The sequence below is a fragment of the Pedobacter sp. PACM 27299 genome (genome assembly GCF_001412655.1).
Taxonomy (GTDB): Bacteria; Bacteroidota; Bacteroidia; order Sphingobacteriales; family Sphingobacteriaceae; genus Pedobacter.
In genome coordinates, this window is record NZ_CP012996.1 from 1,997,768 (window position 1) to 2,017,589 (window position 19,822).

General features: G+C 37.9%; 15 protein-coding genes and 1 pseudogene. 11 read left to right on the top strand and 5 right to left on the bottom strand.

The window, feature by feature from the left end; translation table 11 throughout:
- Window positions 1–54: 54 nt before the first annotated feature.
- From AQ505_RS08370 to AQ505_RS08385, 4 genes and pseudogenes are all read right to left on the bottom strand, one after another.
- Window positions 55–2,499, bottom strand: coding sequence for a phosphocholine-specific phospholipase C (locus AQ505_RS08370; protein ID WP_062547761.1), 2,445 nt, complete (start codon window positions 2,497–2,499; stop codon window positions 55–57).
- Between the two features lie 78 nt (window positions 2,500–2,577).
- Window positions 2,578–4,065, bottom strand: a complete 1,488-nt coding sequence (locus AQ505_RS08375; protein WP_062547762.1) for a SusD/RagB family nutrient-binding outer membrane lipoprotein — start codon at window positions 4,063–4,065, stop codon at window positions 2,578–2,580.
- 26 nt (window positions 4,066–4,091) lie between these two features.
- The gene (locus AQ505_RS08380) at window positions 4,092–7,235 is read right to left on the bottom strand and encodes a SusC/RagA family TonB-linked outer membrane protein (RefSeq protein WP_062547763.1); all 3,144 of its coding nucleotides are present in this window, start codon (window positions 7,233–7,235) and stop codon (window positions 4,092–4,094) included.
- A gap of 339 nt (window positions 7,236–7,574) precedes the next feature.
- Window positions 7,575–7,948, bottom strand: a pseudogene (locus tag AQ505_RS08385) (winged helix-turn-helix transcriptional regulator).
- Between the two features lie 98 nt (window positions 7,949–8,046).
- Here AQ505_RS08385 and AQ505_RS08390 point away from each other — a divergent pair.
- Together AQ505_RS08390 and AQ505_RS08395 are read left to right on the top strand one after the other, a co-directional pair.
- Window positions 8,047–9,474, top strand: a complete 1,428-nt coding sequence (locus tag AQ505_RS08390; RefSeq protein ID WP_082461463.1) for an MFS transporter — start codon at window positions 8,047–8,049, stop codon at window positions 9,472–9,474.
- 62 nt (window positions 9,475–9,536) lie between these two features.
- A complete protein-coding gene (locus tag AQ505_RS08395; RefSeq protein ID WP_062547764.1) occupies window positions 9,537–9,923 on the top strand; it encodes a hypothetical protein in 387 nt (128 codons plus the stop codon).
- Window positions 9,924–10,061: 138 nt separating this feature from the next.
- Here AQ505_RS08395 and AQ505_RS08400 read toward each other — a convergent pair whose 3' ends face one another.
- Window positions 10,062–10,994 (bottom strand): hypothetical protein, encoded by a 933-nt coding sequence (locus AQ505_RS08400; RefSeq protein WP_062547765.1) that lies wholly within the window; start codon window positions 10,992–10,994, stop codon window positions 10,062–10,064.
- Between the two features lie 360 nt (window positions 10,995–11,354).
- On the opposite strand from AQ505_RS08400, the gene AQ505_RS26315 reads away from it, so the two are divergent.
- The 9 genes from AQ505_RS26315 to AQ505_RS08440 all read left to right on the top strand — a co-directional run bounded on the left by AQ505_RS26315 (window position 11,355) and on the right by AQ505_RS08440 (window position 19,817).
- Complete coding sequence (locus tag AQ505_RS26315; protein ID WP_157262257.1) at window positions 11,355–11,522, top strand: hypothetical protein; 168 nt, start codon at window positions 11,355–11,357, stop codon at window positions 11,520–11,522.
- Between the two features lie 49 nt (window positions 11,523–11,571).
- Window positions 11,572–13,239 (top strand): tetratricopeptide repeat-containing sensor histidine kinase, encoded by a 1,668-nt coding sequence (locus AQ505_RS08405; protein ID WP_157262259.1) that lies wholly within the window; start codon window positions 11,572–11,574, stop codon window positions 13,237–13,239.
- 8 nt (window positions 13,240–13,247) lie between these two features.
- On the top strand, window positions 13,248–13,916 hold the full coding sequence (locus tag AQ505_RS08410) for a response regulator (protein WP_335337996.1): 669 nt from the start codon (window positions 13,248–13,250) through the stop codon (window positions 13,914–13,916).
- A gap of 421 nt (window positions 13,917–14,337) precedes the next feature.
- Window positions 14,338–14,571: a hypothetical protein gene (locus AQ505_RS08415; RefSeq protein ID WP_062547767.1), complete on the top strand. Its 234-nt coding sequence runs from the start codon at window positions 14,338–14,340 to the stop codon at window positions 14,569–14,571.
- A gap of 2 nt (window positions 14,572–14,573) precedes the next feature.
- The gene (gene yidD / locus AQ505_RS27340; protein WP_082461464.1) at window positions 14,574–14,876 is read left to right on the top strand and encodes a membrane protein insertion efficiency factor YidD; all 303 of its coding nucleotides are present in this window, start codon (window positions 14,574–14,576) and stop codon (window positions 14,874–14,876) included.
- Window positions 14,877–15,146: 270 nt separating this feature from the next.
- Window positions 15,147–16,229 carry a type I restriction endonuclease gene (locus AQ505_RS08425; RefSeq protein WP_062547769.1) on the top strand — a complete coding sequence of 361 codons (1,083 nt, stop codon included), beginning with the start codon at window positions 15,147–15,149 and terminating at the stop codon, window positions 16,227–16,229.
- 36 nt (window positions 16,230–16,265) lie between these two features.
- On the top strand, window positions 16,266–17,795 hold the full coding sequence (locus AQ505_RS08430; protein ID WP_062547770.1) for a hypothetical protein: 1,530 nt from the start codon (window positions 16,266–16,268) through the stop codon (window positions 17,793–17,795).
- 21 nt (window positions 17,796–17,816) lie between these two features.
- A complete protein-coding gene (locus AQ505_RS08435) occupies window positions 17,817–18,155 on the top strand; it encodes a hypothetical protein (protein ID WP_062547771.1) in 339 nt (112 codons plus the stop codon).
- An 18-nt stretch (window positions 18,156–18,173) separates the two neighbouring features.
- Window positions 18,174–19,817 carry a hypothetical protein gene (locus AQ505_RS08440; RefSeq protein ID WP_062547772.1) on the top strand — a complete coding sequence of 548 codons (1,644 nt, stop codon included), beginning with the start codon at window positions 18,174–18,176 and terminating at the stop codon, window positions 19,815–19,817.
- The last annotated feature ends 5 nt before the right edge of the window (window positions 19,818–19,822 follow it).

Genomic DNA, 19,822 nt, shown 5'->3' on the forward strand with positions numbered 1-19,822 from the left:
AAAGAAATGTAAAACCCCTTAAATCAATAGATTTAAGGGGTTTTTTGTAAGCAGTTATGAAGAATGTAAATTCCCCATTAACGGATCCGTAAAACTCTCTTTCGAATGTTCTACATGCCCTGCAAACTGCTGACTATAGGTTTGATTTTTATCAGTGGTTACGGTAAAGTCATACCAGTTGTGGCTTGCTTTTAATTCAATCGGAATAAAGATTTCCTGCTGACTTTTATTGAGCACTGCATTGATCACCGGTTTTTTATAGCTGTTGTCTTTTATGACTATTTTAATCGGGTTGCCTTTGGCCAGGCGTCTGATGTGTAACATTACATTTCCATTAGGTTTACTACCCTCTTTTTCAGCTTGATACTTTAATGAGATCCCGATTTCAGGATCATTGGCATTACCGATATATCTGCGGTAAAAACCATTCGCACTATAGAATTTCAAGTCGTAGGATTGCTTGCTGAAATCGGCTAATGGCCAATGGTAATCAATGGTGTCACCTGCATCAACTGTGAAATCCCAGTTCTTATCTCCAGAATACACGATAAAACCGGCGCCTTTTGCCTTTTCTCCAAAAAACTTAGTTCCGGCAGTAAAATCGATTTTTACCTGTTTGCCTGCGGGGTCTAAAACAGCATGTGCATATAGTTCATAAGGAATTGCATTTGCAGGTTTAATTCCTGGTTCCTGTTTCGGTAAATTTGGATTGCCTTTCGGGTTTTTCAGGATTTCATCAATCGCTGCTCTATCCAGGTTCTTGAAGTTGTTGGGTAGTTTCGCAAATTGAGCCTTGTGAATCCCCTCTAAGAAAGGCATTCTTTCCACTGTTTTAGGCAATGGGATATTCTCGCCATTGTAAGGTCTGAAAACAGAGGTTAAATCACCACAGAGGCTTCTTCTCCAGGAGCTGATGTTATCTTCATGGATCTTCTGACCGGTTTTTTGGGATAGGAAGTGTTCCAGAAACTGGATAGAGGAGGTGTGGTCAAAGGTTTGAGAATTGACATATCCACCTCTTGACCATGGAGAAATGACGACCATAGGTACGCGGAAACCGAGGCCTACTGTACTTTCTCTTTTACTGTTTTCTCCTTTGTAAATATATTCTGAACTGCTGTCTAAGGATTTTGATATTTTTCCTTTGGTTTCATCTTTAGGGTTTGGCGCTACAAATGGTGGTAAGTGGTCAAAATAGCCGTCATTTTCATCGTAGGTCAGGATAAAGATTGTTTTTTTCCAGACTTCTGGGTTTTTGGTCAGGATGTCCATGGCTTCTGATAAGTACCAGGCACCATACCAAGGCGCTCCTGGATGATCGGAGAAATTACATGGGGCCACTAACCAGGAAACGGTAGGCAGTTTTCCGGCATCCACATCCGCACGGAACTGATGCAAGACATCACCTTTCGGGATTTTTGCAGTACGTTCGGTACCATTGTCATTATAGGTATGGGTTTCCACAGTATGGAAATCCGGATCGTTCCTATTGGTGACAAAGGCTCTGTTATGTAAATCCTGCTGTTCTGTACTTAGTTTCTCCAATGGATTAAGTTCGAGGAATTCGATCTCTTTGCTGACAAAATCAAGGTTCTTCTGAAGTTTTGGGTCTGCCTTTTCTTTCAGTTTAGCTTCCAGTTGGGTTTTCGCTTTACGGAGGTAGACCAGGTGTTCAGGGTGTCTTTTTACATGGTATTGTTTAAAGAATTCCATGTCGTTGTCGGTGAAGTTGGCCAGCCAGCTTTCTTCTTCATCTTCCAGACCTACGCCTACACTAAGTTCATTCTGATAAATTTTCCAATCTACTTCATGTTTTGACAAGCGTTCCGGAAAAGTGCTCCAGGAAACGCGTTCTGAGCCGTCGATATAACCATTGGAATGGTGTGCGGTAGAAGTTGCATTTTGTTCTTCTCTGATTTTTCCGGTCCAGAAGAAACATCTATTCGGACTTGTTCCGGTTAAAATAGAGCAAAAGTTATGGTCGCAAACGGTAAAGGCATCCGCTAATGAATAGTAAAAGGGAATGTCTTCGCGGTTGTAATAGCCCATGGTTAAAGGCATATCTGCATATTCCTTATTGCCGGATCTTTTCGCTTCCAGCCAGCCATCATAACGGCCATTGTTGCGGGCATCCACCTGATTTTCCCAGGAATGGGGCAGGGCACTCATCCAGGTGGCTTTGGTGTCTTTAATATTTAAGCGGAAGGGGGCATAAGTTTCTCCTTTTTTATTGCTTTGCAGCCATACCGGATATTGATTGGGAAGGGTAATTGCCCTTGGGTTGTTAAAACCTCTGACCCCTTTAAGTGTACCGAATGCATGGTCAAATGAACGGTTTTCCTGCATTAGAAAGACCACGTGTTCTGCATCTAAATAACTGCTTCCCAAGCTGGGATTAATGGCCATTGCCTTTTGGATGGAGGCGGGTAACATCCCTGCCATTCCTAAAGCACCGGTTAGCAAGGTGGCTTTTTTAATAAAATCTCTTCTGGTTTCCATTTGGTTTGTGTGTTTTAAAAAAAAGGATTGATCAGTCGAAACTAATCAATCCTTTTAAAAATTATCATTTAGCAACGTTTATTTTACCCACCAAACTTGTTGGTCGATTTTGTCATTTCCTGCACCGAATTGATTTTCGATTGCTTTAGAAACATTGGTTCTATTGTTGTCATATTCCGATAGTGGGTAGATCCAGCGGTAAGGTACATTTACACCTGATGCACGGCGAAAATCAGGATAACCTGTCCTCAGGTAGTCATAGAAGGCGCTCCATCCGGATTGGAAAAATGTTCTCAGGTATTTTTGAGTGATGATCAGCTCTGTTTTTTGTGCGGTCGTGGTACTCAATGAAAAATCATTGATTGGCAGTGCTAAATACTCATTGGCTTTTTGTTCTGTAAAATAGTTTGCAGCTCCTTTAACATAGGTCTGGTAAAATTTAAAGGAAGCTTTAACTCCATTTTTATAATGCTGATTGGCATCACCTGCCACCCAGTTTTTAACGATGGCTTCTGCAATGATGAGTTCTTGCTCTGCAAAGCCCATGAGCACTAAGGGTTCATTTTCAGCTTCTGTTGGAAAACGATCGTGTACTTTTGATACTTTTCCTGCTGCTGCTTTGAGACTAGTTTCTGCGTAAGGAGCGGCAGGATCACCACCTTCATAAGCAGTAAAGTCGTCGATGGCCTTTCCTGCTTCTTTAGCTATTTTTGTTTGCGCACAGTAGAAGAATAAGCGGGGGTCTTTTCTGGCTTGGAGCTGTTCAATAAAGGTCGCGCTCATAAACATTCCTGAACCAAATCCGCTGGAATTAAATTCCGGGTAACGATTTCCATCCTGATCTTTAAATACCAGCTGGCCATCGCCATCAACCTCTAAGATCGGCTCGTTTTGCATGATTTGCGCAAAGGTTTCTTTTAGTTTTAAATCGCCGTCTGCTTCTTTCTTTGATAAGGTCATCAATACTTTTAGCCGGAAAGAGTTGACCAGTTTGCGCCATTTTACAGGAGCGCCCTTATAGATAATATCACCTGCAATGGTCAGGTTTGGATTCATGTCTTTCAGCATTGCATTTGCTTCTTCAAGTTCTTTAAGGATGCCCATGAATACTGTTTTTTGCGTGTCGTAAGCAGGAGCGGCATAGCCTTGTACAGCTTCACCTTTCAGGGCTTGAGTATAAGGAATGTCCCCAAAAGTCAGGGTTAAATTATAGAAATAATAAGCCCGGAAGAATTTGGCTAGTGCGATGTAGGAAGGATCATTTACACGGTTGGCCTCTTCCATCATTTTGGTCACGTTTCTAAGGCTGGAATAGGGGGCGAATTCGCCTCTTCCCCATTTGAAATATTGGCCCTGACTTTCTCCATCAGTCTGCACAAGCATTCTATTTACGTACAAAGGGGAGGTGCCGCTAAAAGCGCGAAAAGTATCCCATTCCACTTTTGTAAGCAATAATTGAGGGTGAGTCTGTAAGGGTTTATTCGGATCTATATTCATGAAATCCTGATCCTTACAAGAGGATAGCAAGAGTGTCGCTGCTAATAAACTATATATTAATTTTTTCATCGTTGTTGTTCTTTGATAGTTTGTATTTAAAGTTTAACGCCCAGTGAGAAGCCAATAAATCTGGTTGAAGGATCCTGAAGGTCATTGTCGTTACCAAAGTCTGGATCCAGGATTGGCATTTTCTTCCACATCAATGGATTATAGCTGTAAACAGATAGTTTTACTGATTTTAAGCTGCCGAATTTGGCTATTTTTGCCAGGTCATATCCAAGGGATACTCTTCTTAATTTAAAGAATGAGCGGTCAAAGACGTTGGCAAATTTCTTGTTTTCTTTTTCGCTCACCCTGGCTTCGTAAGGGTAGGTCTGACTCCAGGTCTGCCAGTTTACAGCGGTTGTATTTTGCTTATAGGTTCTGGTGTCGGACAATACGTTTCCGTTCACATCTCTTTTCAGTTCACCACCGGTAACCACTACACCATTTGGTACATAGATTGATTTTCCCGCTGCATATTCTTCATCTCTGAATTCTACAGAGCTCGGGTGTTTACCACCCCACCACATTTTTTCAATGGTTACGGAGCGCATCACCCCACCCCATGCACCATCAATGTCAATGTTGACATCAAATCCTTTGATCGTGAATTTGTTTTGAAGGCCAAGGCGCCAGCTTGGGTCATTGTGACCAAGGTTTACTTTAAAGTTATCTTTTGTTGGCATTCCTGTATTTGCATCCAGGATCACTTCTCCAGAGGCACTTTTCATCCAGGTGGTTCCATAAAAGCTGTCTGCTCTATCATTAAGGAACAGGTCGCCGAATTTCTCTTTGTTTTCGTAGATCTCCGTTAGTTTCTTAGCAGAAGCACTCCAGTTTGCAGCGATGTTCCAGCTGAAATTTTTGTTTTTGATTGCAGTAAAATTACCCATGATCTCCAATCCCTGAGTTTTGTATTTATTGCCGTTTACTTTACGTGTTTTGAAACCAGAAGCTTCGGAAGTATTTAGGTCAATGATTTGATTTTCATCAAGGACATTGTAATAGGTGAATTCCAAACCTACTCTTTTTAGTATCGAAGTGGATACACCGACCTCATAAGAAGTTGATTTTTCCGGCATAATGTTAGGGTTTACAATGCCTTCAGGATAGGAAACTGAAGGGATAGTGCCGTAAGTGACATCTTTGTTATAGGTAGAATTTACGCTGTACGGAGCAAGATCATTGGATACTTTTGCCCATGAGGTGTATACTTTCAGGTAGTCCATTGCTTTTGGCAATTTGATATAATCTGAAACCATTGTACTTAAAGATGCCGAAGGATAAAAGTATGATCTGTTTTCTTTGGTAAGGGTAGAAGACCAGTCGTTTCTACCAGTTACGTTCAGGTAAACAGCATTAAAAATGTCGAAGTTTGCAGAAGCGTAGACACTTCGGATAGACTTTTGCTCCAGGGAGTTTTTAGCTTGTACAGGTCCTTGTGTATTGTTCAAATTATATACAAAAGGGACAATTAAACCATCACTTGACGCATATTCCTGCTGTACATCCCTGTTGAAGGTAGATGCACCTGCATTTACAGTGAAGTTCAGGTCCTTTGAAATTTCCTTATTGTAGGAAGCCAGGAAATCAAGGTCAATGTTTGTTTGTGAATTGTTCCACATCTTGTAATCTCCGTTTCTTGAATCGCCATAGTTCATATAGGACTTAGGACTCTTCATATCTTCAAAAGACTTCTTTTCACGGCCGGAAGCTCTTGCTTGTAAGCTCAATCCCGGCATGACCTGCCATCTTAATTTTGCTTGTGCATTTAACACGTTTCTATTGGTAGACTGCGTTAATTCTTCCGACGCGAAGTATGGATTGTTGTACCATGCGTAGTTGTAATTTGCTTGTCTGTAGCCTTCTAATCCTGGAACATACATGTGGTCTCTCAGGTCTTTTCCGTTTACATCATCACCCATCCAGATTAAAATAGTGTACATGTGGTTTTTAGGGCCGTAACCATATCTTGGATAATTTGGTGAGGACACCTTGTTATAAGATAATGTGGCATCTAATTCAAGGTCGCTGCTCAGTTTAAAGGAGGAGTTGAAGTTTGCGCCACCAGTTGTTAATGAGGTGTTTGGCACCTGTCCGCGTTGGTATCCATAAGTTCCGGATACAAAAAACTTAGCTTTATCAGATTTGTAGGCGACAGAGAAATCATTATTAGTGACGATTCCTGGTCTAAGGAAATCTTTTAGGTTGTCGTGTCTTACCCAGTCGGTAGGCACTCTTTCATATTTTGATTTATCATCATACATGGTTCCTTTAACATTTCCCCACCATTCAATAGTTTCTCCGGTTTGTTTGTTTCTGATTGGGCTGTTCCATTGTGCAATTTTTACACCTGGCTGAAACTTTGGTCCCCAGATCATATCACCATCTGAAATACCGCCGTCTTCACCATCCCAGAACTCATATTTTCCATTAGAACCGTTTCCATATTCTGTTTGTGTTTTTGGAAAAACGGTATAGCCAGCGGAGATCATATTGTTGGTATTGATATTGATTTCCAGTCCGTCTTTTTCTGCGTTTTTCGTAGTGATGAGGATGGCTCCGTTTTTACCTCTGGAGCCGTATAATGCAGAAGCAGTGGTTCCTTTTAATACGTTGATGTTGGCAATGTTATCACCTGAAACATCGAAAAAGTCTGTTTCTACAGGGATACCGTCAATTACGATCAATGGATTTTTTCCTCTTAAAGAGAATGATGGTGCCTGAAACATACCGGTAGGGTTGTTTACTGTTAATCCAGCAACCTGGCCGGATAAAGCATTTCCAATATTCATGGTTTTTGATTCCGACAAGGCATCCATTTTAACTTCCTGGGTGGCATATCCGAGCTTTTTCTTTTGCTGTTTGATACCAATGGCTGTAACGACTACTTCATTCAGGGTTTTTGAGTCTTCCTGCAGTATGATATCTAGTTTTGTTTTCCCATTCACAGGGACATTTTGAGTCAGGTAGCCGATATAGGTAAAAGAAAGGGTTGGATTGGCAGGAGTGGAGATGCTGTAATTACCTTCAAAGTCGGTGGTTGCAACTTTTGCGGTATTGACTACTGAAATACTCACTCCGGGAATTCCGATCCCTTTGGTGTCTTTGACGACTCCTTTAACGATGTTTTGTGCAAAGGCGAGCTGATTAACCAGCAGGCATAACACGGTAAGTAATAGTAATTTTCTTTTCATATTTGTGTTTGATTTTATAGCTCAAATCTAAATTCATGCTGTAAAAAGAATATGAATGTGGCATTATGGTTATGATTTTGTCAATTTCTTGATTCATCTAAAGGATTGGTTTTTTTTTGCTCATTCAGGTTTGTTGTAAATGGGCTAAAACGGTTTTAATAGTTGTTTTGTGGGCTTTTTTTGATGGAGAAGGCTAGCTCAGGAGAGGAAGCTATTGCATAAATCAATAGCTTTTGGGAGTATGATTTGTTAATCAGATATTAGAATTGTGTTATTGATGTTGTAATCATAAAAATTACAGTCAATAAAAATATTTATGTAATTGATTAAAATCAGGTGCTATCTGTGCAGATTACAATAATTGTCATTCCATTCGGTTAAAACCTGAATCACTGGAAGTAGTGTGATTCCAATTTCAGTCAGTTTATATTCCACTCTCGGGGAGATTCTGCATAGGCTTTTCTGCAGATGATTCCATCGCGTTCCAGCTCTCGAAGTTGTATGGTCAATGTAGTTTGCGCAATATCATCCATTCTTTTTTTCAACTCCCCAAATCTGGATACAGAATCTTCGGCGATGATTTTAATCAGTAACATCTTCCATTTACCGCCCATTATTTTTAAAGCATTTGTCACGGCACAGTTATTTGTTGAATATTCGTCTTTTTCTTGTTTTGTAACTTCCTGGTTATGAATATTGGTATTGTTTTCCATACTAAGTATCGTTTTATTAACTACTTGCAGGTACTTACAAGTAGGCACATCTTTGCGGTCAGAGCAGGGCTTATTGCCTTGTTTAAATGACCTAAAATATGATCAAGCAAATCAATAACAAGCGGATATTGTCCATTCTTTCCGCTGCTGCATTCCTCTCTGTGCTGGATATTTTTATTGTAAATGTAGCACTTCCAACTATTAAAAAAGACCTTCATGCGACAGATGCAGATATACAACTGGTGATTGCCGGATATTTATTAGGCTATGCAGTGTTTTTGATCACGGGAGCCAGGGCAGGAGACTACTATGGGAGGAAGAAAGTTTATGTGATTTCTATGTGCTGCTTTACATTGGCTTCGTTGCTTTGTGGGATTGCACAGACACCACTGCAATTGAATGCTGGCCGTGCGTTACAGGGGGTAAGTGCTGCATTTATGGTTCCTCAAAGTTTAGCTTACATTCAAATGCTTTTTCCAGATCAGAGCGCCAGGGCTAGGGCCTTGGGATTTTATGGGAGTGTTGCTGGAGTTGCGTCGGTTATCGGACAATTTCTTGGTGGTTTCTTACCGGATATACATTTTTCAAATGAACTGTTTAGTCATCTGGATGGTTGGAGATTGATTTTTCTGATCAATGTTCCTCTAGGAATTGTGGCTGTTTATAATGCTTGTCAACATTTAAAAGAACATAAATTGCTGAAAACTGGCAGCTTTGATGTATCTGGAGTTGTATTGGGAAGTATGGCACTTTTAGGTTTGATCTATCCGCTGATCCGGGGGAGAGAATTAGGCTGGCCATTGTGGAGCCTGGTGCTTTTAGGTAGTTCCTTCCTGTTATTGTATCTGTTTGTGAAAAATCAGCAAGTTAAAATGAAAAGAGGTGTACCTGTTTTGATTGATTTTAAGCTGTTTTATTATGCGGATTTTAGGATTGGTCTTTTCATTGCTTTGTTCTATTTTATTGCTCAGGATTCTTACTTTTTAATTACGGGTTTAATGCTGCAGGATGGCTTACATGTCAGTTCTTCAGAAACAGGTTTGCTATTTGTTTTTCAAGGTTTAGGGTATGTATTGGGTGCTGTAGGTTCGCTGGTATTGATCAAAAAGTATGGTAAAAAGGTGATTCAAATGGCGGTATTACTGATGATGGTATCCCTGCTTTTACATGTTTTTCTTTTTAGTGCAGCAAAGGTAGATTGGTATTTATCTTATCCGCTGCTGCTGATGTACGGTGTAGGCTGCGGGGCAGTATTGCCATCGATTATGTCCCTGGCATTGCAACGTATTCCTGCTGATTTAGCGGGATCGGCCTCAGGTTTATATTCTACCATTCAGCAGGCTGCAGTTGCTTTAGGTATTGGCTTAACAGGCGGTGTTTTCTTTTCTTTCCTATCGGAAGGCGCAAGTAAAACTGATTTTGTAAATGCTTATATGGGGGCAACGGCGTTGAATGTTTTGGCTTTAATAGGTGTGTTGTTTTTTCTTTATAGGCTTCCTGAAGGTGGTAAGGGAGAAGATGCATAGGGGAAATAAAATTAATGTGGCAGTAATTAAATTGGAAAAAAATGTATGAATCTTCGCAATAAATGTATCTTAATGGAAAATTCGATGATAAAAAACTGGATTTAGGTTTAACTTCTAAAAGTAATGAGATAGATGCCAACATCATGGAGCTGTTCCATAGAAAATTTGATGAAGCGATCAAGATAACCGGCAAAAGAGCCGATGTGACTCCGAAGATGCAGCTAAAAATTTATATGGAAGTCAATAAGTTACTGGAATCCTATCCAAATGAATATTTTAGTTTATTGGCATTATACTATAACAGTTTTTACGATAGAGCATTGATTATTCGAATCACATATTATCAGTATTACGAACGTTTAATGCTGACCTTCAACAGTCTGCTCAGTGTCGGTAGTGGAGGCTGTTGTGTTTGCCTATGTATCTCCGTCAGTGCAGGCAATCAATAGTGATGCAGGAAGTAGTAGGAGCATAAGATGCCTTGAAATAGGAGTGTTTTTTTTCGTTTGTGGAAGAGCATAATTCGCACCAAGATTATAGCCTTTTGACGAAACAAAAGAAAAAGGAAGTCATTGTCAGGTAGAAAGCTATGGTGATTGTAATACTTCTTTCTTGCTTGATAAATACTTATCTAATATATAATCCGTAAGAGGTTTCAGCCTTTTGTCGGTATATACGGGATGGATACCATCAGCGGTATAAAACTCTAATTCTCCCTCAATTTTAGCGTACCAAATTCTTCCTATCCCATTTTTGGTAATTGTATCTGGAAGGGTGATTTTTTTTAAATGTGCTACCTTTTCGGTGTCTAAAGCAATGATGGGATAATCACTCGCTTTTTGATTACATGATATACGTTCGTAATGATCGCCTGTCCAATGCATACACTCTTCAGTTGGACTCATGAATAGCAATGCAGCACCTAGGGCGATAGCTACAGCTGCAACAGAAAGAGTCGCATTTAAAATTACTTTCTTTGTGGGAGTGGGTGTTTTTCCAATTAGCGTTTGCGATATGGTCTGTCCAATTTCTTTGGGCTCTATCTTTTCTTTTACTATTTCCGGTGAAGTAGACGTTACTTCTTGTTCAATTAGGTTATCTACGTTTTCAATATTAATGACATTATTTGTTGATTCATCTAAGGAAACTGCCGATGATTTTAAGGCATAAGAGTTGCCAAATTTATAAGGTCTAGGTTCGAAGTTTATTAGCCAAGCAAGCAATGCAATATTTTTATCTTCGGTGTCATTCGTTCTTCTATTTAAAAAGTTTATTAAGGGCTTGAATTTGTCATTTTCAAAGTTTCTGATACTTTGAGCATAGTTGGTGGACTGATCTTTTAATCCGAAAAAAAGCCTCAATGTTTGATCGTCCTTTTGTAAATATCTTTCCATGTAAACGATAAGACATTCGGCCTTCAATTTTCCTGGAGTAGGGTGTAATAAATTAATTGAAAGGGTACTCTCAGCTCTCTTTTTTTGATACTCACCAAGAACTTTCTCTTTATAGTCACTAAACATCTTTTAACTTTTTTATATAAAATAAATGGAATTCCTGGAATCTCTCCAGTTTTTTTGGAATTCCATTGGAATCATCGGAATCAATGGAATCGTTTGGTAGTAAGCATTTTGTGCTGCCGTATGTTTGCTTTAGAAATCACATAAACCTTGGTTAGCTATCGAGGTAAATGTACAAAACAGATTTCATAAAGAGAGGAAATAGCGGGAGTTCGTATCCGGTTTGGGAAGCAGTTACTCGTTCCCGCTATTGATTCTCAGACTTCCCAAAAATTTAAGAAGCGCTTCTTAATTGAATTGTAGCAGTCTCCGCGGTAGGATTCGCGGAGGACTACGGAGTATTTCATTTTTAAATTTTTGATCATGTTACAAATATTAATAGCCCTGTTTTTAGGTTTTTCAAGCCCAAAGTCTGATAAGTATAACTCTACTTCTAATAGCCCTAAGGGTAATGTCTCTACAGCGAGTGATACCGAAGGAGAAGGTGGTCATATTCCACCGAAGAAACCAACACCACCTACCAGCAATTAAGAAGGTCTTAATCTTATAATTTTCTATATTTGAGCAAATTGTATCGCTCTTGAAAAAAATTCTTATTTTACTAGTAGTTTTTGTTAGCCTTTATGCTTGTAATAAAGTGCATCAAACCAATATTCCTAATAATGATGTGAATTTTGATATCGCTGAATCATTTGTAAATAAAAACAATGATTCAGCGTATTATCATTTTAATGAAGTGGCCATCAATTCAAAAGATAGTTTATTAGTGGCCATGTCTTATAATTACATGGCAGTGATTCAATCTGCCGCTGGTGATTATTTCGGTGCGCAGGAAAGCTTAATGTTGTCTTTGACCTTTTTGAATGAGAAAAAAAAGGAGGATTTTAGTTGTTTAGCTTCCAATTATAATGAATTGGGCTTGACCAGTCTTAATTTAAAAAAATACGAAGCTGGTGTGAATTTTTGTGATTCAGCAATCAAATATTCTGAGGATAAATCTTTTGATCTAATCATTATGAATAATAAAGCATTGGCTTATCAGAAGGCAAAGAAATATATTCAATCCATTAACATCTATCAGGAGATCCTTCTTAAGGAGAACAACAGCGAGAAGGAATATGCAAGGGTGTTGTCCAATATTTCTAAAACAAAGTGGCTAGAAAATCCAAGTTATCACGCTGCTCCTGATTTATTAAAAGCATTGGCTATTCGTGATAAGTGGGATGATATTCGAGGAAAAAATGCCAGTTATGCTCATCTTTCTGATTATTACACTATAAACCAACCAGATTCGGCTTTGATCTATGCAGATAAAATGTATCAGGTGGCAAAAATCATAAAAAGCCCTGACGATCAAATTGATGCCTTAAAGAAATTGATTCAACTTAGTCCGAGTGAAAAAACTAAGCAATATTTTGGGATCTATGAAAAGCTGGATGACAGCTTACAAACCGCACGTAATGCTGCAAAGAATCAATTTGCAGTAATCCGGTATCAAACCGAAAAAAATAAAACAGATAACTTAAACCTTCAGAAGGACAATACGGAAAAGAAATACCAGATCATCAAGCAAAGAGTGGTGCTGTTTATTGTGGTACTTTTGATTGTAGCAGGATCTATTATAAGTGCAATTTGGTATAAAAAAAGAAAGGAGAGACTTGAACAGGAAGCACAAAATACCATTTATGAAAATCAGCTAAAGACTTCAAAAAAGGTACATGATGTGGTTGCAAATGGATTGTATCGGGTAATGAATGAGATTGAAAATCAAGTGGGTTTAGACCGGGATGGCATCTTAGATAGGTTAGAAGATATGTATGAAAAATCCCGGGATATCTCTTATGAGGTTGTTCAGCCTCCATCCGAGAATTTCCATGAGAAAATAGCAAACTTATTAAAATCTTTTGCCAGCGCGAAGACAAAGGTGGTTTTTATGGGAAATACAATGAAACTATGGGAAAATGTATCAGAACAAACCAGGCACGAGATTGAACATGTACTTCAAGAACTCATGATAAATATGGATAAACATAGTAATTGTAGTAATGTTGCTATTAGGTTTGAGCAGGTCGATGATCATATTAATATATTTTATGCAGATAATGGTATAGGGATTTCGGATGAAACACAGTTTAAAAATGGACTTAGAAATACGGGAAACCGTATGGAAACCATTCATGGCACAATTACCTTTGGTATAAAAGCACAAAAGGGATTTAAAATTCAAATTTCTTTTCCTATTTCTTAAAACAATAGATGATGTTCGAAAAAGTATTAATAGCCGAAGACCACGAAAGTGCCAATATTTCTGTGCAAAAAACATTAGCTGACCTGGGCATAACCAATGCTGAATATGTATATTATTGTGATGACGCTTTAACCTGGATGCGTAAAGCATTTAAAAATGACGACCCTTATGATTTGCTAATTACCGATTTGTCTTTTGAAGAGGACCATTGCAAGCAAAAAATATCTGGTGGCCTGGAGCTCATAAAAGCGATCAGGGTAGAGCAGCCTCATCTCAAAGTACTGGTTTTTTCCGCTGAGAATAAACCAGCAATCATAGATGTTCTCTTTAAGGAGTTGAGCATAAATGGTTATGTGCGTAAAGCACGGAATGATGCTAAAGAGCTAAAGATGGCAATTCATACTTTATATAGAGGCAGTAACTATATATCAACAGGATTAAGACAGACGATAAAAGAGAAAAACTCTTATGAGTTGACGGAGTTCGACATTCTGATTATTTCTCTGCTTTCCAAAGGGATGCTTCAAAAAGATATCCCACTTTATTTAATGCAACACGAAATTAAGCCTTCAGGTTTAAGTAGCGTGGAGAAACGCTTTAATCTCATGAAAGAAGTATTAGGCTTTTCTAAAAACGAACAACTGATTGCCTACTGCAAGGATATTGGAATAATATAAAATCTCCAAACGCTTATCGAGATCTTTCTTCTTTTTGAGCATATTGTAACGCTGTTAACTCTTGCTCAGTTGTCTAAAATTTCCAGGTCCATATTTTGTCTCCAAGAATTCATTGTCCTAAAAGGTTACTAGGGTATAGGAGCATTTATGAGCTATTTTGAGCACTTAAAATATATAAAAGCATTTTTTTAGTAAATACTCATAAACCACTTAATGGTGGACATAACGTTTTAAGGCCTGTTATAGATGTTCTAAAATCCTACCCCAAGAGCATTCAAATTTCGAAAATTCAGTGATCAAAATCATTAATAAAGACAAAGAAAAATAATTATGGGTTACGGTTTCCCGTAAGGAATCCCTTAGCGGACTGCTTAATTTTGAAGAGTTGATAAACAATCATTACTCAAAAATTAAAACCATAATGGAATACAAAGTAGTCCCATTCACCGCAACTTTAGATCAGAAAAAAGAAACGGCACACGTTGTTGCTGATCAATTAGAAAAATTAATCCAAAAACATAACCAGCAGGGTTGGGCGTATGTAAGGTTAGAGAGTGTTTCAACTTTTGTACAACCAGATTCAGGATGTTTTGGCGTAGGTGCTAAGCCTGGTTATATGTCTGCATATCAAATGGTCGTTTTTAGCAGAGTTTAGCCATGAGAATCTTTCTACTTCTCCTGATAAAACTCTACTGGGCTAGCTTTTCCGCAAGCAAAAGGCGCAGATGTATTTTTAGAATGAGTTGCTCCAGGTATGTCTACCAAGTGACTAAAAAGGAAGGTTTATATCAAGGGTTAATCGCCTTAAAATACAGATTCCATAATTGTAGGAATGGATTTAATGTTTTTGAGGATGCTTTAGATGGCAGCATCTTCATGGTTTTGCCAGATGCGAGTATACTCCGGGAGGGCGAAATTTCTAAAAGATTTATTCCGATTCATAAATGCTTTAAAACTTAGATAATTATAAAAAAAATGAAGGTGTTTGTATTGTTGGGTGTTCTTTTCTTAAATCATATTTCCTGCTCTTCGGCTACTACAATTATGGTATATGTCTGCGGTAACAATAGCAAGGTTAAGAAATACCATTATACTTCAAAATGTCGTGGCTTAAGTAATTGCAGTTATAAAATATTGAAGGAAAGTTTGTCTAAAGCCAAGAGTAAAGGAAGGACATTATGCAATTGGGAAGATTAATGAAAATAGTTAATAATTATTAAATAAAGTTAGATGGATTTTAAAGATCAGATTGCACAGTTGGCATCCCGTGTAGAAAAGATGTTGCCTCAAATACAAACGGAAGAAGCTACAAAAAATGCTTTGGTAATGCCATTTATTCAAATCATGGGATATAATGTTTTTAATCCATTTGAGGTAAATCCTGAATTTATTGCTGATTTGGGAATTAAAAAAGGGGAGAAGGTGGATTATGCTATTATGAAAGATGGAGAGCCTACGATATTAATTGAATGTAAGCACCATCTGGAAAATCTGGATCCTCATAATTCCCAGCTGTTTAGGTATTTCCATACTACAAAGGCAAAATTTGGTTTGTTAACGAATGGGCTTGTTTATCGTTTTTATACAGATTTAGTAGAAAAGAATAAAATGGATAGCAGTCCGTTTTTTGAGTTCCGTTTAATTGATGTTAAGGATACGGAGCTTGCGGAGTTAAAGAAGTTCCATAAATCATATTTTGATGTTGAGAACATTAGCAACACAGCAAGTGAATTAAAATACCTAAATGAATTGAAAGGATTGCTCCATCAGGAGATTACGGAACCTTCAGATAGTTTCATCACTTTTTTTACCAAACAAGTATATCCTAAGGTGATTACTGCTAAGGTGAAAGAGCAATTTGCTCCTATTATTAAGCGCTCTTTTACCCAGCTGATTAATGACGCCATTAATGAGCGTCTAAAATCTGCTCTTAATCAGGAAAAGGAAAAAGATGCTGCGGAAGCGGTTAAAATTGAAGAGGTTATTTCTGCTGAACCGAGTTCTGGGATTATTACCACTGAAGAAGAAATTGAAGGCTTCTTTATTGTTAAGTCAATGCTCAGAGAAACGATTGACCCTAAAAGAATTACTTATAGAGACGCACTTTCTTATTTCGCTATCCTTTTAGATGATAATAATCGGAAGACCATTTGCCGTCTGTACCTGAACACTAAAAAGTACCTGGCAATATTGGACGAGAATAAGAAGGAAATCAAATATGAATTACAGTCTCTTGATGACTTATATCTCTATGCCAAGACCTTGAATGAGGCTGTTGTGAAGCTAGAGATTGCTAAGGTTAAATTAACTTAAATATCAATTACTCAGAGTTATAAAATAGTTTACATTATGAAAAAAGGAATTGTTCCAGTGTTTGTCAGGAACGCAGGAGTATTTGGATTATTGTTATTTGTGCTTGCAGGCAGCAGTTGCAATCCGTCCACAGACCCATTTGCAAAGTTTAATGTTTATGATGAAGGACTAGGAAAGCGTATTGAAACTTATCATCATAGAATTAGTTCAAACCCAAACGCCTCAAAAATGGGGAATCCTGCTATCTATATCGACTTTTCATCTGGGATAAATAAGGCATTTGCTGATCCGGTAGTAAAAGGAATGATGACGGATTGTTTTAACACTGTTTTAGCGGAGAAGTTCGATGTTTATAAATTGGGATTGGGTAAAATAACAGCCTTAAATGTTGCGAATACAACTGAACTAGGGCAGAAGGTTAGTGATGCCAGTCAGTATAGTGATATATATGCACCAATTCAATCTGCTGTTGAAAAAATAGTAGATGGTAACCATGACGTACTATTGATTACAGATTTCGAAGAATGGCAAAAAAACAGTGAGGTCACCAATGCAGCATTTTTGAAAATGCCTTTCTCGAAGTGGCTCGGAAAAGGAAATTCAATACATTTCTTTATCGTCGATTATAAGGAAGGGAAAGTTGACAAGCACCTTTATTTTACGGTTTTTAATAGCGGTCGACCAACTCCATCAAGTATGATTTCAAAATTGGAGTCTAAGCTTGCTCCGTTGTCTACAAGATTTGACTTATCCAATGCGGCTTATCAGTTGCAAACTAAGTATTCAGGAGCACAGTCGGGTGGAATATTCTATGATGAGCAAGGAAAATCTGATCAAAAAAATGTCTTGGACTTAAAGGGGAATTACATCAATGGTCTTAAAAATGGGGATAATTTCGAATTTTATCCTTTAGGATTAGATTGGAAAAATATCGATAAGCTTCATACTGCATACGCTGCTCAGGGACAATTTAACGACTTTTTCAGGAAGCTATACATCGACCTCAGTAACAACGATAGCTATACTTTTGGGGATCTTGAGGTGAAGGTTTTAGATGTGACTGCTGATTTTGAAAATCTTTCTAAATCAGAGGAAGTGTTAAAACATAAACCAAAATTAGTTACAGGAAGTAATGGAGAAACTAAGGTTGCTGACCATCAAGATGATGTTATTGCATCGGGCTGCTATACAAATGATGGGAAATTAAAAGAAGAGTGGCTTTATAAGCCATCGGCTGGAAATCTATTAAATGATGTTTTCATTTTGAATAAAACCTTGTTTGCAAATACCAGAAATTCAGATCAAAAAAATACAGAAATAGCTGTTTCTTTTGATCCTAAGTTTAATCTGAAAAACATCCAAAATCCTGATGCTCTAGTTAAGGTTGATATATTGTTAGCTGATGCTCAGCCTAATTTAAAGAATTCAAAGCTTTCAAAATTTCAATGGGTTAATGCCAACCAGGTACCTAATGTTGCATTATATGAGTCTATCAAAAATACGCTAGAAGAGGTTAAACCGGTTAATAAAAATATCTATTCCTATTATATCAAAACAAAACAATAATTAACGTAATCATTAGAAAAAATGGAATCCATCACAGCTTATCTTATCTCCTTCCTCAGCGCTTTGTTATTTTTACTATTAGCTGCTGTAATTGCTAATGTTATAAAATTTGAAGGGGGAAGCAATCCTAAAGACCCACAATCGCGCAAAACCTGGTTCTGGATTTTGGCAATATTAAATCCAGCCTTTGGCTTTTTGCTGGGTTATTTTTTATTCAAACCTAATGGAAACATTATGGTGGTCAATGATTATGTATTTGCTCTAAGTATGGGAACCGTTATTGGGTTTTTCTTATACCTCATTATTGGCTTTACTATGAGTAAAGTGTTTGCAAATGGCAAAATTGGTCATTGGTTTTAATTCCCTAAAATATTTATAATGGATAAATTATTTGTCATCGCCATTGGCGGTACTGGAATGCGTTGCCTGGAATCTTTCACTCATTTATGTGGGATTGGTATGTTTGATAACCAGGAAATAGAAGTATTGACTTTAGATACGGATCAAAACAACGGTAATAAGGGGAGAGTGGAAGAACTGATCAACCTATATAGTAGAATTAAAACCTCTGGTTCAATTGAAGGTGGAACGCCTAATGCAAATACCTTTTTCTCTGCAAAACTAAACTTACATAGGTTCTGGACCAATTATTCCAGTCCAGGGAGAGAGAACTATAAGAACATTACTAAGCTATCCACAGGCACTGCTGAACAGCAAAAGGCTAATAAATTGATCTCTGATCTATTCCTTGACAAGAGTTCTGTTCAGGAGTTTGCCTTAGAGCATGGATATAGGGCACAAACGCATTTAGGTTCTATGCTGATCTATCATGGGATTGTGGAGGCTGCAAGAAACATCATAAAAGGCTCATCTGTGGAATCTCAAGAGCGTGAATTAGATACTTTTATAGGTAAGTTGGAACAAGCAGGTGCCTCCTCCAGGGTGTTTATTTTTGGATCTGTATTTGGTGGAACAGGTGCATCATCTATTCCTGTTATACCTAAAGCACTTCAGGACTTTGTTAAGATTCGTTCCGGTGGAAATGCGAGTCTAGATTTTTCTAAAGCAAAGTTTGGCTCTACCTTGCTTACCGAGTATTTCACATTTAATAAACCTGATGATAAGCAGAAGTCTAGCAAGGCCAATAGTGTGATTGCAGACTCTTCTTTTTTTTCACTAAACAGCCAGGCGGCACTTCAGTTTTATCAGAGCGATCCTACTGTTCAGAAGTGTTATAAGCTACTATATCATATTGGATGGCCAATAGAAAGTAAAAAGATAGATGAAAAAAATACGACTAATCATATCATAACTGGGGGTACTGATCAAAAGAATCCATGCCATGTGACAGAGCTATTGTGCGCTTGCGCTGCATATGATTTTTTTAGTAGAACCGATGGCTTTGATAGTGTAAAAGCAGAATACCTATATAAAGCGGTAGAATTTAAAGACAATTCTTTTAACTTTTCCTTTGATGACTTCGTTGGTAATGCAAATAAAGCAGGGGAGTTATTTGTCAACAGACTAGGAGCTTTCTTTTCTTTGGCACACATCTCCTTAACTAAGAATGGTGCTGCCTTTGATGATACAGGAATTAAAGGGTTTATTACCCAGTGTGAAAACCAAAAGCTGCTCCAGTACAGTACAATTACAGACGCAGAATGTAAGGATATCAATGAATATTTTAAGCTGTTTGCTTATACCTTTAAGGGAACACAGTTGATTCCTGGCTGGTTGTATCAGGTAAGAAATTCAGTAGCTCCAGGTAAATTTTTATTTGATAGCAAAGCATTTCTGGACAGTCAGGCAGAGTTAAAAAAATTGGATGTAGGTACCATCTTTCTGGATGAAAAACACCATTGGTCTAAAGGAGGTTTCTTTGGAGATAGGTACAGCACATTCGTAGAGAAACTCATCAATACCAATCCTAAGGACGAGCAAAAAGTAAATACGACAAAGGAGAAATTCCTTGCTCATATTTTTAATGCACTAACTATTTCACAAAACTTCGATCTAAACTAAAGGGA

Bases quoted from the DNA above. Each gene is read 5' to 3' on its own strand.
- AQ505_RS08370 (WP_062547761.1), bottom strand. From the start codon at position 2,499: ATGGAAACCAGAAGAGATTTTATTAAAAAAGCCACCTTGCTAACCGGT.
- AQ505_RS08375 (WP_062547762.1), bottom strand. From the start codon at position 4,065: ATGAAAAAATTAATATATAGTTTATTAGCAGCGACACTCTTGCTATCC.
- AQ505_RS08380 (WP_062547763.1), bottom strand. From the start codon at position 7,235: ATGAAAAGAAAATTACTATTACTTACCGTGTTATGCCTGCTGGTTAAT.
- AQ505_RS08390 (WP_082461463.1), top strand. From the start codon at position 8,047: ATGATCAAGCAAATCAATAACAAGCGGATATTGTCCATTCTTTCCGCT.
- AQ505_RS08395 (WP_062547764.1), top strand. From the start codon at position 9,537: ATGTATCTTAATGGAAAATTCGATGATAAAAAACTGGATTTAGGTTTA.
- AQ505_RS08400 (WP_062547765.1), bottom strand. From the start codon at position 10,994: ATGTTTAGTGACTATAAAGAGAAAGTTCTTGGTGAGTATCAAAAAAAG.
- AQ505_RS26315 (WP_157262257.1), top strand. From the start codon at position 11,355: ATGTTACAAATATTAATAGCCCTGTTTTTAGGTTTTTCAAGCCCAAAG.
- AQ505_RS08410 (WP_335337996.1), top strand. From the start codon at position 13,248: ATGATGTTCGAAAAAGTATTAATAGCCGAAGACCACGAAAGTGCCAAT.
- AQ505_RS08415 (WP_062547767.1), top strand. From the start codon at position 14,338: ATGGAATACAAAGTAGTCCCATTCACCGCAACTTTAGATCAGAAAAAA.
- yidD (WP_082461464.1), top strand. From the start codon at position 14,574: ATGAGAATCTTTCTACTTCTCCTGATAAAACTCTACTGGGCTAGCTTT.
- AQ505_RS08425 (WP_062547769.1), top strand. From the start codon at position 15,147: ATGGATTTTAAAGATCAGATTGCACAGTTGGCATCCCGTGTAGAAAAG.
- AQ505_RS08430 (WP_062547770.1), top strand. From the start codon at position 16,266: ATGAAAAAAGGAATTGTTCCAGTGTTTGTCAGGAACGCAGGAGTATTT.
- AQ505_RS08435 (WP_062547771.1), top strand. From the start codon at position 17,817: ATGGAATCCATCACAGCTTATCTTATCTCCTTCCTCAGCGCTTTGTTA.
- AQ505_RS08440 (WP_062547772.1), top strand. From the start codon at position 18,174: ATGGATAAATTATTTGTCATCGCCATTGGCGGTACTGGAATGCGTTGC.